The organism is Pseudomonas nitroreducens (assembly GCF_010994165.1).
GTDB classification, from domain to species: domain Bacteria; phylum Pseudomonadota; class Gammaproteobacteria; order Pseudomonadales; family Pseudomonadaceae; genus Pseudomonas; species Pseudomonas nitroreducens.
This window is the reverse complement of sequence record NZ_WMBX01000001.1, coordinates 1283149-1297237: the sequence shown is the minus strand read 5'-3', so window position 1 is coordinate 1297237 and position 14089 is coordinate 1283149. Positions and strand designations below refer to the sequence as shown.

18 protein-coding genes are annotated in these 14089 nt (G+C 57.6%); 10 read left to right on the top strand and 8 right to left on the bottom strand.

Features of this window, described 5'->3' with window-relative positions; translation table 11 throughout:
- The first annotated feature begins 2 nt into the window (after positions 1-2).
- From GJV37_RS06170 to GJV37_RS06160, 3 genes are all read left to right on the top strand, one after another.
- A complete protein-coding gene (locus tag GJV37_RS06170) occupies positions 3-971 on the top strand; it encodes a DNA replication terminus site-binding protein (protein ID WP_138526854.1) in 969 nt (322 codons plus the stop codon).
- A 107-nt stretch (positions 972-1078) separates the two neighbouring features.
- Positions 1079-1828 carry a hypothetical protein gene (locus tag GJV37_RS06165; RefSeq protein WP_138526853.1) on the top strand — a complete coding sequence of 250 codons (750 nt, stop codon included), beginning with the start codon at positions 1079-1081 and terminating at the stop codon, positions 1826-1828.
- 354 nt (positions 1829-2182) lie between these two features.
- Positions 2183-3349 carry a Fic family protein gene (locus GJV37_RS06160; RefSeq protein ID WP_138526852.1) on the top strand — a complete coding sequence of 389 codons (1167 nt, stop codon included), beginning with the start codon at positions 2183-2185 and terminating at the stop codon, positions 3347-3349.
- Positions 3350-3530: 181 nt separating this feature from the next.
- Here GJV37_RS06160 and GJV37_RS06155 read toward each other — a convergent pair whose 3' ends face one another.
- Positions 3531-4472, bottom strand: a complete 942-nt coding sequence (locus GJV37_RS06155) for an aromatic alcohol reductase (RefSeq protein ID WP_138526851.1) — start codon at positions 4470-4472, stop codon at positions 3531-3533.
- 97 nt (positions 4473-4569) lie between these two features.
- Here GJV37_RS06155 and GJV37_RS06150 point away from each other — a divergent pair, with 97 nt between their 5' ends.
- Positions 4570-5019: a winged helix-turn-helix transcriptional regulator gene (locus tag GJV37_RS06150; RefSeq protein WP_138526850.1), complete on the top strand. Its 450-nt coding sequence runs from the start codon at positions 4570-4572 to the stop codon at positions 5017-5019.
- A gap of 119 nt (positions 5020-5138) precedes the next feature.
- Here GJV37_RS06150 and GJV37_RS06145 read toward each other — a convergent pair whose 3' ends face one another.
- Both GJV37_RS06145 and GJV37_RS06140 read right to left on the bottom strand, forming a co-directional pair.
- Entirely contained in the window at positions 5139-6068 is a 930-nt protein-coding gene (locus GJV37_RS06145; protein ID WP_246228249.1) for a nucleotidyl transferase AbiEii/AbiGii toxin family protein, read from the bottom strand.
- Positions 6069-6127: 59 nt separating this feature from the next.
- The gene (locus GJV37_RS06140; protein WP_138526849.1) at positions 6128-6718 is read right to left on the bottom strand and encodes a DUF6088 family protein; all 591 of its coding nucleotides are present in this window, start codon (positions 6716-6718) and stop codon (positions 6128-6130) included.
- Positions 6719-7208: 490 nt separating this feature from the next.
- Between GJV37_RS06140 and GJV37_RS06135 the strand changes: the two genes are divergently transcribed.
- The 3 genes from GJV37_RS06135 (at position 7209) to GJV37_RS06125 (ending at position 9689) form a co-directional block, all read left to right on the top strand.
- Positions 7209-8708, top strand: a complete 1500-nt coding sequence (locus GJV37_RS06135; RefSeq protein ID WP_138526848.1) for a UvrD-helicase domain-containing protein — start codon at positions 7209-7211, stop codon at positions 8706-8708.
- Positions 8709-8771: 63 nt separating this feature from the next.
- Positions 8772-9038: a hypothetical protein gene (locus GJV37_RS06130; RefSeq protein WP_138526847.1), complete on the top strand. Its 267-nt coding sequence runs from the start codon at positions 8772-8774 to the stop codon at positions 9036-9038.
- 105 nt (positions 9039-9143) lie between these two features.
- Positions 9144-9689, top strand: coding sequence for a hypothetical protein (locus tag GJV37_RS06125; protein WP_138526846.1), 546 nt, complete (start codon positions 9144-9146; stop codon positions 9687-9689).
- A 79-nt stretch (positions 9690-9768) separates the two neighbouring features.
- Here the strand turns inward: GJV37_RS06125 and GJV37_RS06120 are convergent, their stop codons facing one another.
- A complete protein-coding gene (locus tag GJV37_RS06120) occupies positions 9769-10038 on the bottom strand; it encodes a helix-turn-helix domain-containing protein (RefSeq protein ID WP_024766020.1) in 270 nt (89 codons plus the stop codon).
- A gap of 193 nt (positions 10039-10231) precedes the next feature.
- On the opposite strand from GJV37_RS06120, the gene GJV37_RS06115 reads away from it, so the two are divergent.
- Positions 10232-10579 (top strand): hypothetical protein, encoded by a 348-nt coding sequence (locus GJV37_RS06115; protein WP_138526845.1) that lies wholly within the window; start codon positions 10232-10234, stop codon positions 10577-10579.
- A 120-nt stretch (positions 10580-10699) separates the two neighbouring features.
- Here the strand turns inward: GJV37_RS06115 and GJV37_RS06110 are convergent, their stop codons facing one another.
- Positions 10700-11002, bottom strand: a complete 303-nt coding sequence (locus GJV37_RS06110; protein ID WP_138526844.1) for a hypothetical protein — start codon at positions 11000-11002, stop codon at positions 10700-10702.
- A 65-nt stretch (positions 11003-11067) separates the two neighbouring features.
- On the bottom strand, positions 11068-11607 hold the full coding sequence (locus tag GJV37_RS06105) for a phospholipase D family nuclease (protein ID WP_239746834.1): 540 nt from the start codon (positions 11605-11607) through the stop codon (positions 11068-11070).
- A 207-nt stretch (positions 11608-11814) separates the two neighbouring features.
- Here GJV37_RS06105 and GJV37_RS06100 point away from each other — a divergent pair, with 207 nt between their 5' ends.
- On the top strand, positions 11815-12312 hold the full coding sequence (locus tag GJV37_RS06100) for a hypothetical protein (protein ID WP_138526842.1): 498 nt from the start codon (positions 11815-11817) through the stop codon (positions 12310-12312).
- 63 nt (positions 12313-12375) lie between these two features.
- Here the strand turns inward: GJV37_RS06100 and GJV37_RS06095 are convergent, their stop codons facing one another.
- Entirely contained in the window at positions 12376-12759 is a 384-nt protein-coding gene (locus tag GJV37_RS06095) for a hypothetical protein (protein WP_246228248.1), read from the bottom strand.
- Positions 12760-12862: 103 nt separating this feature from the next.
- Here GJV37_RS06095 and GJV37_RS06090 point away from each other — a divergent pair, with 103 nt between their 5' ends.
- Positions 12863-13549 carry a DUF5677 domain-containing protein gene (locus tag GJV37_RS06090; RefSeq protein ID WP_246084961.1) on the top strand — a complete coding sequence of 229 codons (687 nt, stop codon included), beginning with the start codon at positions 12863-12865 and terminating at the stop codon, positions 13547-13549.
- 207 nt (positions 13550-13756) lie between these two features.
- On the opposite strand, the gene GJV37_RS06085 is transcribed toward GJV37_RS06090, so the two are convergent.
- Positions 13757-14020, bottom strand: a complete 264-nt coding sequence (locus GJV37_RS06085) for a hypothetical protein (protein WP_246084962.1) — start codon at positions 14018-14020, stop codon at positions 13757-13759.
- Between the last annotated feature and the right edge of the window lie 69 nt (positions 14021-14089).

Here is a 14089-nt window from a genome sequence, read left to right as displayed (position 1 = left end):
GAATGACACAAGCGATCGCCGACGCATACGCCGAACTGCTGCGCGCAGTAGCAACCTTCAATGAGCGCTGGCCTAGCCTAGTGGAGGAGGGGGCAGTTTGGGAGTTACCGCTCCTGCAGGTGCAGAAGACTCCGAAGCAAATCCCCGTGAGGCATCTATCAGGCGAGGAGGCAGTGAGCGCAGCTCTGGCTGCATTCAAAGAATTCGAGCGTGATATAGGCCAAGCGCCGGGTACGGTCATGCGGCTACCTGGCTATTTCATCCTGTCCTCGTCAATCCTGGCAGAGGGGAGGGCGGTAAACCGTCGCAAGGCGGAGCTGGAAAGCGCGATTGAGGCAGAACGCCTGTTCCGCAATGTCTCTGTCAGCCGGCGGTCGCAGATCATGCGACAGGCCCTAGGGAAAAACTTTTCCCTCAATCAGCTCAAGCGAACGATCCAAGTGTTCGACGCCGCGCCAAGGCAAATCACATTTACATGGGCAGGCCACACTTCCGGCAAGGAAAAAATCCGCGTTGCCCAAGTGCGTGAACTGTTGCAGGCCGAGGCAAAGGAGCGAGCTTCCACTGACGGGATCCAGCTGGAGCAAACGCCCCAGTGGCTGGATCTCCGAGGGCTCTCGAACATGGCTGAGGATGACCTCCTCGATGTCCCCAAGCTGGTCGCACCTCATCCTCGTTGCATGCTTTGGTTCTCCGAGAGCAGTCGCTACGACGCAATGCTGCACGCAAATCTCCCATTTTTCGTACTACGTGGAGATCGCCGGCCGAAGGTCGTGGGACTCAAGGACTTTGATAGCGCAGCGCGAACTGCCAAGCGGCCGGACAGTAAATCGAGAGAGCCTGCGCTACCAGGCGGCCGATTTTTCGTCGCGGAAGATTCCTCGCCGGCTGCCGGGGCCCCCGCAGCCGGTACCATCGAGGGCATAGAATCTACCTACGCTGAATCGCTGAATCCGCAACGGCACGAATAGCCGCCCGGGAGCGCGCATGCAGTTTTGGCCGCTAAGTCATGAGGGCTAGGTTGCACTTTCCCGCATTCGAGTACTCTCCACCGAATCGATCAACAAGGGCATGGGAAATGGACTTCGACCGAGTAATCCGAGCAGGGGCCGATCGCGCAGAAGCGCTCATCGGCAAGTATCTTGGCCTCCGTCCGGGCAACCTTGACTTGGCCGAGCTGAACATCTCGGCGCTGGAAGGAGTTTCCGCGGACTTCAAGCGCTGCGCGCTGATGATCCAGGATCTGGCTGCGGCCCCGCCGAGCAGGATCGCCGCCAAGAACATGATGATCCTGGTGAACGCCCTGGACGAATTAGTTAAGGTGCCGCGCCTGCGTCAACCGTTGATGGCCATGTGGGAGCTTGAGGAGTCCCTTTCCACCGGCGGCCTCATGTTCGTTCGCCACGCGCTGGTCATACTGCTGACCTTTCTGGGAGTTGGTTTCGTCTCGCCCGTGATGCACGGCGTTCCGATGGCCATCAGCTACACGGCATTGATCGCCGGATACGCTTCACTGGCGCTGGGCCTGACGCACTTCAAAAACCCAACTGCAGCGTTCTTCATTGGCTGCCCGCTCGCCCTCGTTGCCGGCGCGGGAATCATGGTGTTGGGTAATGAAACTCTGCTGATGGCTGCACTGCTGCTCGTATCGCTGGGCATGCTCATCAAGAACGCAGTGACCATGGTCAGGAGCCGCACGAGACCCGCCCGCCACGTCGACAACGGTGTCCCGTTTGTTCTGGATACAGACTCGAACCTGTTCGATGATGAAGGGGATCCCTTCATGCACAACGTCGCCGGCACGTATCCCTACGCTGCAGACGATTAACGCCTACGTTACTGCACCTACTTGTCCGCCCGTCGACAATCGACCACATGCGGAGAGGCTGCAATCTCCCCCAAGCCGGCATCGCCCTCCGTCAAGTCCAAGTCTTCCCCGATACAGCAGGTTGTGGGCTATTCAGCGACGCCAGGCCCCCATCGTCAACTCAATTTGCCGATGGGCCGCAGCACTGGCACCGGAAGAACACGTTTTCGACTTACTCGCGAAGGGGTTTTCAGGTAGTGTTCATATGATATTTGACTTAATGCACTGGGAGATGACGCTTGAATGCCAGTGAATCTGCCTGCTCTGGCGGTACTCTTTGACATAGTGATTATTCAGGTTTGAGATAGCGAGAATATGCCTACCTTCACTCACTACGATTTGGCGCTGCTTAATCCGTCCTTCGATTCGCCGCTTGTCGACGTATTGACCGAGCTGGAACACCTCCGCCGCTTCAGACTCACCGGGTCGACCCCGCCAAGCCTCTTCTTCCAGCTCAAGAGTGTATTCCACATTCTGGAGAGCCTCGGCTCTGCCCGCATCGAGGGCAATCACACAACCCTGGCTGATTACGTGGAAAGTAAGATGGAGGGCAGTGACGCAGCCACCGACCAGCTGCGCGAGATCTCCAACATCGAGAAGGCCATGACCTTCATCGAGGAGCATTTCACGGAAGGTAGCGAGGTTAGCCAGCACCTCATTCGAGAGCTGCACGCCATCACTGTCGGCGAGCTAGACCGCGAAGGGGATCGCACCCCAGGTCAGTTCAGGACTGGGCCAGTTCGCATTGCGCAATCGGAACACCTGCCCCCCGACCCAGTACAGGTTCCGGCTTACATGGACGAGCTGGTGGCTTTCGTCAACACGCGCGACCCGCAGAAATACGACCTCATGAAGGTGGCGATTGCGCACCATCGGTTTGGGTGGATTCACCCGTTCACCAATGGTAATGGCCGAGTTGTCCGCTTGTTGACCTATTTGATGCTGATTAAGTACGGATTCGATGTCTCCGCTGGCGGCCGTCTACTGAATCCCACTGCAGTGTTCTGTAACGACCGCGAGCGCTATTACGAGATGCTCGGGGAGGCTGATCGCGGAACCCAAGAAGGCCTGGAGAGTTGGTGTGTTTACGTGCTCAAGGGCATCCTAGGTGAGCTGAACAAGCTCGATCGCCTGTGTGATTATCGCTACCTTAAAGCCGAGATCCTGGTGCCTGCACTAAACTATTCCCGCGAGCGCGAGCACATCACTCAGCAGGAACAGTCGATCCTCCGACGCCTGTTGGAAACTGACACTGGAGTGGCCAAGTCGGCAGAGCTTGCTGATGCTATGCCTGGCTTGAATGGGCCGCAGCGGACCTACCAAATCAAGAAGCTGGTGGACAGGGGGATGCTGGTGCCAATCCAGCCCGGTGCTCGGCAGTACACACTCGGCTTTACCCACAACTTCCTCCTCCGCGGCGTGATCCGCATGCTGACCGCAGAGGGTTTCATTCCTGCACCCGTAGTCACAGCACGGCCATAACAAGTGGCCGCTTCTGGCCGGCTGGTGCCTCTGGCGAGAGGCTGCTACCGACCCATAGCGGACACTGAGGCTCTACGCTGAAAGTCTAGGCAGCTTGCCGTCCTCTAAACGTTCAACTTTGGTTGTCAGCGTCCACTGTCGGGACAAGGTGTGTCTCTGCAAGTCAGCTATCTGTCGTCGCTCACTTGCCCCCAAGGTTCGCCCGAGCCCATTGCTCAGCGGTGGTTACTGGAATCGACTGCTGTTCGTTGAAGGTGCCCGCTTTAGGCCATGCCACACCTCTGCCTTGTGCGAATACAGCGCGGTACTTTTTGATGTGATGGGTAGGGTCTTTTCTCAGCTCATCCATCAAGTACGGAACAGTCCACACGTTAGTTTGGAACGGACGACCCAGTACACGTTCGAGGATGTTCGCGACCTGTCCATACGACACCGTGTCGCCTGAGAGATAAACAATCTCGTTGCGGAAGCGAGGTTCAAAGAAGACGATTTCCGCCGTGAGAGCACCGATGTCGTCTGGCGTGGTGAGCGTCACGCTGTTCTCGAGACTGCCGAGCGCGTTAACGGTGTCATTGTCGAAGTCGACTACCTCAAATACGGGCTCGAAAAGGAAGCTGGTGAACATGCCCGTCGAGATAATTACCCATTCGGTTTTGTCTTGCGCGCGGAGCGCCTCGCGTACATCGAGTTGAGCATCGAAAAGATCTTGGGGGCTGCCCCGACCGATCACTTCGAAATCCACGCCAAACTGCCACGGGAAGTAGCGCTTCACGCCCGACCTTAGCGCTGCTGTCGCCAACTTCATGGGGGTTTCTCGACCTGCGACCATGCCGGCACAACCTATGACGGTATCGAACCGGGCGAACACTTCAGCTAACTGATCAATTGAGTCGTTCACCAGATCCGCAGCGACCATCTGAATGCCCAGCCCACGAAGCTCGTCGATTTCGGCCTTTTTCTCCGGTATCTGGGTGTTGATGGTCGACTCCCTGAGAAGAACGCTGATTTGGGAGCCGGGTGCGCGTTTGGCCACTCGCGCGAGATTGCGCAAAACCGGGAGACCCAGTTCGCCAGCGCCGAGAACAAGAATGGATTGAGGGGAAAGCGGGGTTGCTTCGGTCATGATTTCTCCTGAGGCGTGACGCCTTTAACATGAGCGAATGCTGGCATGATCAGGCACTACTCGTAAGAAGGCACACGCGTGATACCTAGGAGGATAAATGACCAATCAGGACGCTCTGAGCCAGGCAGAAGCCATCTGCCGAACGCTCCGAGAAGATGACGATGGCGTCAGACGGGAAGTCCTCGCCCACGCGGGTAGCCGATGGTCATTGGGCATCCTGCATGCTTTGGGCGTGTACGGCACGATGCGCCACGCCGAGATAAAAAGGCAGATGACTGGGGTGACCCAGCGAATGCTGACCAAGACGCTACGCGCAATGGAGCGGGATGGATTGCTGCTTCGACGGGAGTTCGGGGAAATTCCGCCGCGCGTCGAATACGAGCTGACGCCGCTGGGTATGGAACTGTTGGTTCGGATGTCTCCTGTTTGGATGTGGGTGGTCGAAAACGCCGAGGAATTCCGCAAGGCGCGGCGCGCTTTCGACAGTCAAGATGACAAGAAACCAGCCTGGCAAATCCCCACGTCGGTTCCCTCTAATCCAGAGTAATCGATAGCGTGTACTTCTCATTCAGAGCAGTGGCACTCGACCTAACCTCGCCCAAAATCGAACGCCCGCTTCTGGCCGGTAGCTGCCGGTCGCCCCTTCGGTACATTCAAGCGCTTGCTTCAACTCTCGGCCGCCGCGTTCAGGCGTGCTTCCAGGTCAGCGCATGCCGACATCAACTCGGCGAAGGAGGGGGGCGTCGACTCGAACATGCCGCCATCAGTCATCCTGAAATAGTCCTCTTCCAGGCTTGCAAGGGCACCGCCGGTTGGTACGAGCGGCAGGTTCCCCTCTACAGCGTGTCGGTAGTCCACTACCGAGTCATCTGCAGCTTTCTCCCTGAAAAACCAGGAATTGTGCTCAGCGACTTTCCTTGCGATGTCGCGCTGCGAAATTACGTCGGCGAACTCCGAGTTGCTGGCGATCATGGCCAAGTCGTGCCAGTGGCGGGCAAACCGCTCAGATTTCAGGCGCTCTTGCACGCAGTAAACATGGGCAGCCGTAGCCTTCTCCCAGAAGGTGCGCGCAACATCCATCACGACAGGGTTCGCATCGGGGAAGCTGACACACTCCATCTCTGCCCGGGCCAGATCGCAGGTTACGATGCGACGCGCATGTGGCTCTCCGGTGGACCTAGCCCCGAACTCAAGCAGGACTCGTGGCTGGATGTAAGAGCTCGCGGTTGTGCGGGGAGGGTAGTGGAGGTAGAGCTTGTCACCTTCCTGCTGCAGATCCAGTTGGATGCCGGCGTTTGCGATCGCTTCCCCAAGCAGGGGAGCGACGGCCTGCTCGATCCAAATTGGTAACTGCTTGCGTACTTCCTCAGTCCAGCGACCGGCCTGAGTGCGGCTCTTCGGAATTTCGGTCTCCGCCGCAGGAAGCATCTGACGGACGTCGTACGTCAGATCAATATCCTCCGAGAAGCGATCGATCAGCCGATATACCTTCGACAAGGAGGTGCCGCCCTTGAAGGTGAGATGGTCACCAAGCGGGGCAGAGAAAATCCTCCCCAGTGTCCACACGACGTAGATGTCCTTCGGCTGGCCGGCCAAGCATCTGCGCCGCTGTTTCCAGAACCTCGGATTGGTCATCTGCGCTGAGTTCGAAGAAATCAGGCATTCATAGCCTCCTTACCGAGGAGTGTGGCCATCCATGAAGGCAGGGTAGAGCGGCGCGCGAGCAGCATGGTCCATTCGGAGGCAGGCAGCTTGCTATGCAGCTGCTTGATTGCCGAATAAGCGTGATGCTCACCCAACCAGGCCAGCGCACGAATTGCTTCGCCGGCGGCCGACACCCCCAGCATCCAACGAGGCGCATGCCTCACCTGAATTTCGGTTTTGCCGAGCTGCAGGGTTCGCGGCCGGCCACTCGTTAGAAATATCTCGCGAACAGGCACCTGTTGCGTTAGACCGAGTGCGTTCGCCGCTCGGGCGCCAGTCGAGGTCACAGTTTCATTGTTCATCTCGGCGAGGGCCTGGACGATTTTCTCCGCAGCCGGCGCGCGGGTACCGAATTGACTTTTCACAGGCACCACATACGTACCGCGGCAGATGCGCAAAAGCTTCCCGGCCTTCGCCAAACGAGAGAACGCTTGGTCAATGGCAGCACGTGATCCCACACCCAGAAATTCTTTCGGTGCAAGCACGCCACCTTCCGGCAAGGTCCGACTGTGCTCCAGGATGAGTTCGGGAAGCTTCTTCATATCGCCACCACTCGGTGATTTGATGCAATGTCATAAATATATCAAGGTTTCTGACATTTGGTCAATTTTCAACCGAATACGCCGCCTTTGAGCAGCTTCCATCGCGCATCAGTGAATATAAATAACCTTGGTTATTCCTTCGCATAATAAGCATTATGTTAAATCGCTTAGTGCGCAATATTTTGGCGTGGCTTTGAATGCCCTCGAAGCACACCTCGAAGCCCGCTTGGGATCAGGCCGGGGACCAGTAGCGTGGGCTTGTCATCCAAATGCGGAATCCGCCCATGAACATCCGTGTCATCGCCCTTTTGCTGATCGGTCTTCAAGGCTGCCAGGCCGTTGAGCCGCGTCAGCTCTCCAACGATGAGCCGAATGCGCCAGCCGTCTTGCGTTTGGCGCCAAGCTGCCAGGTCCTGGGGGGCGTTTACCGATGCGCGTGGGTCGAACCGGCGGGTTCCACTCGAACCCTCATGCTTTGAGGTAGTCCCCGATGAACTACACACACGAGCAGCTACCGGCCATCAACTCGCTTGCGCGGTTGGTAAAGCTTGTTGCCTTCGCAGGCACAGGCAAAACCACCACGCTAATCGGCTATGCCTTGGCGCGGCCGCAGAGCCGCATCCTTTACCTCTGCTACAACAAGAGCGTCGAGCAGGCGGCAAAGCAGCGGTTCCCCAACAACGTCGTATGCAAGACGTCTCACGGCCTCGCTTTCGGTGCCGTCGGCACGCGCTACAAGCACAAGCTCACGCAAAACCTCCGGCTGATCGACGCAGCGAAAGCCATCAACAGTCAGAACTGGGATTTGGTCAGGACGGTGCTGGAAACGCTGAACAATTACCTCGCCAGCGCGGATGCCGGCATTGAGCTCGACCACTGCCCTCCCGAGAAAATGAAGAACGAGCGGATGCGCCGGGCCGCCGCCGGCGTTGTGGCCGCAGCACGTCTACTCTGGGCCCGGATGCAGGACGTCGAAGACCGAGCGGTTGGAATGACGCACGACGGCTACTTGAAGCTATGGGCCCTCTCCAGGCCCAACCTGCGAAGCCGGTTTGATATTGTCCTCGGGGACGAGGCCCAGGACATCAATCCAGTGGTTGCCGGTGTCCTTGCAGATCAGGCCAGCTACGGCTTAGGGGTGGTGGTGTGCGGAGATGGCCACCAAATGCTCTACCGGTTCCGTGGAGCTGTGGATGCGCTGAACGCTTCGTGGCTCAATCGCGCCGAGGTGCATTACCTCACTCAGTCCTTCCGCTTTGGCAGCGCGGTTGCACACGTCGGGAACATGATCCTTTCGTTCAAAGGTGAACAGCGCCAGCTGGTAGGGCTTGGTCTGGCAACCCGAGTGACCAAAAAGCTCCCCGAGGGCCTGGATCACCGCGCCATCCTTTGCCGAACCGTGGTCGGAGTAATCGAAAGCGCGCTGCGCTTGGCGGACCAAGGAGAAAAAATCTTCTGGGTCGGGGGGATTGATGGATACAACCTGCAGGCCTTGGAGGATCTCCATGCGCTGTCGATTGGTCAGTACGACCGGGTAAAAGGGAAAAAGCTGCTGCAGGAGTATCCGCAGTACACCTTCTACAAGGAAGTGGCGAGCGACAGCCAGGATCCGGAAATGCTGCGATCCATCCAGATCGTCGAGCAATACGCAAAAGACCTCCCTGCTCTCTTTGCCAAGCTGCGGTTAAACGCCGTCGCCGACGAGCTCGAGGCGAGTGTCACGCTGAGCACCGCCCACAGAGCCAAGGGATTGGAATGGGATGCTGTGCAGCTCGCAGAGGATTTTTCGTTCGAGCCCTTCAACCCGAACAATGTCCGCGAAGCATGGGAGGACGAAATGAATCTCCTGTACGTCGCCTGCACCAGGGCTATGCAGGTTCTAGCGGTCAATGCCCCTGTTCTCGCGATTATGGCGGAATTCGTCGGACGCCGAGATGGCGTCAGGCCGGCCACGCCGCTCGTATTCAAACAGGATCGCCTTGCAGCGTGAATCTGCCTTGGGATTGCTCAGGATGGGCATAGCGTGGTGATTCCCAAGAAATGGAGAACGCCCATGCCTCACCCTTTCCTCATGATCCAAACCAGTGCTGGAGAGAGGCTCACGCTAAACCTCTCGCCCATGCTGCCGAAACAAAACACCGAGGACCCCGAAGAGGCTGAGCCGCGTCGCCACTGGCAATTCACGAACACGGGCGCCGCGCGTATCAGGGAGTTTCTCAGCAAACATGAAGCCGGCTCGCTGTACCTGCGCCAGCAGCTGCTCATCCTGGTTGGGAATACTCTGGTCGACGCTGCTGCCAGCGCGCACGCGAAAACCTGACCGAAGGCTCAGTGATGGCTCTTTGCCACAAGGCCAAAGCCGTGGATAATGGCGGATTGCATGCGGACTGGATGCTTTGCCGCAGATCGTATCGAGGACTGAAAGATGCAAAACAAATCGGGGACGCCAAACAGCCTGTTGGACATCTGGCGGGAGCTTGAAGAAGTGCGCCTGGCCGCCCGCTCCAAGGCGCAAGGAGGCGATAAGGCCTCGGACACGCTACTTGGCTATGTGTCCAGCATGATGGACCTCGCGCTGTACCCTATTGATTCGACCATCTACAGCAAGGTCGACGAGCGCGACGGTACTGCTATGACCCCGGCGGGGTACCCGTGGCTGGTATCGGCGACCGAAGGGAATGTACGGCAGCTGGTGTGCATGGCTACCGGTGCCGTAGCACTGAAAACCATCGAGCAACTCACCGCGGAGTTCTCGCTGGTACCGGTATCGCTCCCCGAAATCTATCGCCCTGACGTTCGTCTTTCCCCTGCCCAGCTCGATGACAAGTACAGCGATGGCTCTGCCCCCTCACATCCGTTTTTCACCAGCCTGCAGTGGCGCTACCATGTTGCCCAGAACCGTACCATCTACGGTTACTGGGAGTGGCTCAGCCAGCAGCTGCACTTCCTAAGCGCGGCCGAAGCCGCGTAAAGAAAAGGCCCGCAATCTGCGGGCCTTTTTCGTTATCGGGCTCAAGAAGGTCGGCGAGCCAGGGTGAGACAGCCTCAGGTCACTTCGCCCCCAGTTCGCGCTGAAGTTGCGCGATCAATAGCGCCGGCGTCATGCCCGGGTTTTGCAGAAGAACCGCGCGCGCGATCAGTGTCACCAGGTCGACGCCCAGCGCGTCCGCGATCTCCTGAGCCTTCACAAGGGAAGGCGTTTTGAGGCCGCGCTCCACCTCGCTGATGTAGCTCTGGCTGGGACCAACCGCTTCTTGCTGTACACCCCTCTCCTTCCTTGTTTGGCGAACGGCTTTGCCAAACGCTTCGCTCATATCCATTTTGCGTCTCTGGCAAAAGGGACGATGAAGCCTTCTGAGATGGCAAACAGCTATACTTGATAGCGTATATTTTTCGCCCCAGGATAGAGACTTGACCGGCAGTGACGCCCTTGGAGTCGGCATGAAAAACACCTAACCCGTAGAGTCAGTCCTCTACAGCAAGCAGGACGTCCGGACGGAGGCTGCTGGTGGCATGAACAGCATTGTGCCGGCAGGACATGCCTGGCTCGTAGTCGCCGCATCGGCGTCGACGCGCACGCTAAAGAGCACCACGACCGGCATAGAAATAGGGAGAGTTGTGGACGAGATTCTTGATGCTTTTGCGCCAGCTCCGCTGACTGTTCCCGAGGCCTACCGGCAGGATCTCCAACTATCGCCGGTAGAACTAAGCGCCAGGTACGCCAGCAACTCCGTAGACACCCACCCGTTGTTACCTGTTCAGCTGTGGCGCCAGCACGTACAACAGCAACAGACCATGACGGGATACTGGGATTGGGTCAGCCAACAACTGGCCATGCTAGCGGGCGTAAATCGAAGCTAACGGCAGACAAACAAAAACGCCCGCTAAGCGGGCGTTTTTGCGTTTGGAGGGCTGCACCAGCAATTCTGCAGCCTGGGTATGGGAATGGATTAGCGCCTCGTAGCGAGCCCTGTTGGAGCCCTACTCGCCGGGCAGGTGAAATCGGGTGGTGTGGTGCCCTACTACAGTGGTCAGCATCATCAGGATCGGCTGATCGTCCTCTGCCAAAGAAACGAGATAGGTGGACCTGATCTCGCCCTCGTGAGCTAGCACGGCGAGGTTGGTTTCCACGATCTCCTCACCAGCTACACCGAAGTCCCCACAGCAATGGCGCTCGAGCAGTGGAGCGAAAATTTCGTGTGCTGCAGCCGGCGAGCCGCACAGATGGACGATGCCCTTGGATACGAAAACCGCGCCGCAGTCGAAAAGGTGGTTCTGGGCCATGCCAAGGTCCTTGGAGAGTGAGTAGTCGCAACCAGGATGAGCTACCTCTGCAGGAACCCAAGCCGTCAGTACTTGGCTGGCAGGTCCACTCCTCCCTCCCATAGGACTCGCCACTCCTCAGCGTACTGGCGCGCCAGCTTCGGCACGTCGCGGAGCAACAGCACATTCTCGGCATTCTGGGAGTGTGCTGCTGCGGAGTAGTTGAAGCTGCCCAGCTGGACGCTACGGCCGTCGATCACCATGAACTTGTCATGCAGGATCGCGTATTGGCTGTTCAGCCGTACGGCAACGTTCTTATTGGCAAGAAACTGCGCCGCGGAGTAGCGCCGGCCAGTCCGGCTATTCGGGTCGTTCGCCTTCGCATCGGCGACTACTGCGACTTGGACACCTCGGTTGGCAGCCTTGAGCAGGGCCATGGCCACCGGCTTGCTTGTGAACGAATACGCCGCTACCAGGATTTCTGATTGAGCCGATTGAATCCCTTGAAGCACCACGTCCTGGGCGCCAGCTCTGGGAGAAAACCCAACCAGGTAAGAGGCCTCAGGGATCGGCGTGGTGGCGCCGGCGGCGCTCGCCCCCAGAGCAAGGACGAAGGAGATGAGCAAGGCCTTTCTTTGCATAGTGAACCTCAGCGGAACGTGATGTTGCCGATGAGGTTATTGGCCTGGCCACCCTGGGAGATGCGTTTTCCGGGCAAGAACACGACGAAAAGAACTGCTCAGCTTGCTCGTTCTGAAGCGCTGCCTTCAGAACTTGGGATTGCTTGATGACTGCGTAGTGTGGGTGCCAGTACCAATCACACGAGATCGAGCATGTACCAGAGCACCCGCACCTCCAAAGCCGTAGGCCTTGAACTGAAAAACCTGCGTTCCTGCGCAAGCACCGACGGTGACGCATGGAGCGCCTCGGTGTACTTCGGCGGTAAGCGCATCGGCACCGCAATGTACGGCGGAACCGGAGGCCCGGTAGAGGTCGACGTCGATGACCAGACACTGATCAGCATTCGAAAAACGGTCGAAGGCGCTGGATATCAGATGCTGGATTTCAACGGCAGTCCCTACGTCGAGCCCGCCACTCTCCACGGCTTTGCAGAGTTCTTCTTCCACGAGTTGGCCGAGGAATCCATGATCCTGAAAAAGCTTCGGCCCAAGCTGCGGAACTCGACTTACGTCCACCTAAAGGGCGCGCCGGATGGTCAGTTCGTCGTTTACAGCTGCTCTTTCACGCCTGATACGAAGCGTGAAATCGAGAAGGAGGAAGGCTCCAAGCTGGAGTACTTCTTGAACGAGAAGATCGCCGACCTGCTGTAACTGCGCTGCACTCTGGGCCTGAGTTTTTGATGCCTTCTTCAGTGGCGGTCTAAGGCCGCCACGCTAAGAAGCCTCGCCTGAGAGAGTCTCGGCTACAGCAGCGGAATGCTTCGCTCTCCCCTTTGTCGCCGTGACCTTTTGGGTCGTGGTAACCACCTCGACATGAAGGGAATAGTTACTCGCGTATGGACGGCGCTGAAAAGCCTGATGGAGGTACGCTACATAACGTTCGGCGAGCTCAACACTGTCTAGGTAAAGCGTCTTGTAGGAAAGCCGGCCTGTTGGGGTCGCGTAAAGCCCATCGACGATATCATCGTCTCTGTAGTGCGGATTCTGAAGATTCGATGGGATAAGACGATGTGGAATCCGTACCCGAATGGTCGCGTACTCCACAGCCGATTTGTTGGGGAAGTCTCCAGCACTGCGCAGTTTTTTGGGTTCAATCACGACGCTAATCCTTTACTGTCCGTTGTGCCAGACGGTAGCACCGTCGTGATCCGTTGGCATCACCTGCCATCTACAGTGACCAGCACTAAGCCTAGAGAACCGCATGAGCACACCATCAGTACTGGACGAACTTGTTAAGTCGTTGGGAACGCAAGCTTCGAGGCTGATCATATCCTCCGAAATGGAAGCAACAGGGCCAACGGATCCGCGCGACGACTTTGTTCGTAAGCAGCTGAGGCGAACAGCTGAGTTGGTAAGCGGAGCGGCGGTTTTGGGCGCTGCGGCAAACCCCGGCTGCCTGGGCGTCCTGAGTCGATGCCTACTGGAGCAGTTGATCACGGTTTTGTGGGGTATTCGATCCATTGAGAATGCTGAGTCGCAAAGCAGTGCAGGCACCGCTCAATTGGCGAAAGCGTTCAAATTAAACCTAGAAGCAGGAACCATGCAGGTCTTCGACCGCAGCACTGGTGAGGATGTTACGGCTCGATACCTAGAGCAAGAACGACCAAAGCGACGTTCCCCTCCCAGTATTCAGCAGCAAGCCAAGGAGGCAGACGTTGCCGACCTGTACACCGCTGTCTACAGATTTTTGTCGCTTGAGACGCACGGACACAGCGAAAGTCCCAGCGAGAAATCAGAAATCGCAGATCTGTGCGGTATCCACCTTCAAGGCATTGGCGCCGTAAGCAGCGCCATTGGCCAGGGTGGTGTCTGGTGGTTAGTTAATCGTCACTGGCCTGACAACGAATCGCTACGAGAAGTGCTGGGGCTGAACCAGAAGAACCAGTAGCGCTACGCGTTTTACAGTGCGGTTTAAAAGCCCCGCAGAGATGCACTGGGCCTCAAGCATTCACGTTCATAGAGGCACTCTCTCGAAGCACCGTCAGCCTAGCGATTGCGGCAGCGTTATGAGGGAAAGCGAAACTGGGCCAGCTGGAAAGACACCATCACCAGGCGCAAACGCCGTTCTGAATCTGTTGAAGTCGATAGCACTCATTCAGGGTTCGACCACGTCGAGCAACGCCCAAGGCCTGTAGCCAGCTGCACGAGCTGTCTTTTCCGCATCGAGTATGGCCTCTGTCCTACTGATTGACCGCGAGCGATGTTCGTACCTGAAGGCCGGCCCACCGTCGCCCCGCACGCTCAAAATGACCAAATAGCCACGCATTGGATTGCTGGCTTCGATGGTGCGTTTCTCCTTTTTCGGAGCAACACCCAGGGCTTGTCGCATCTGCCGTTCGAGGTCATCAGTTGGGTTCATTCAAGCTAGTCCAGAGTGGGGAGTTCAAAGTCTATCTGAATCACAGACAGTCGCGTTCACGCACTCTTT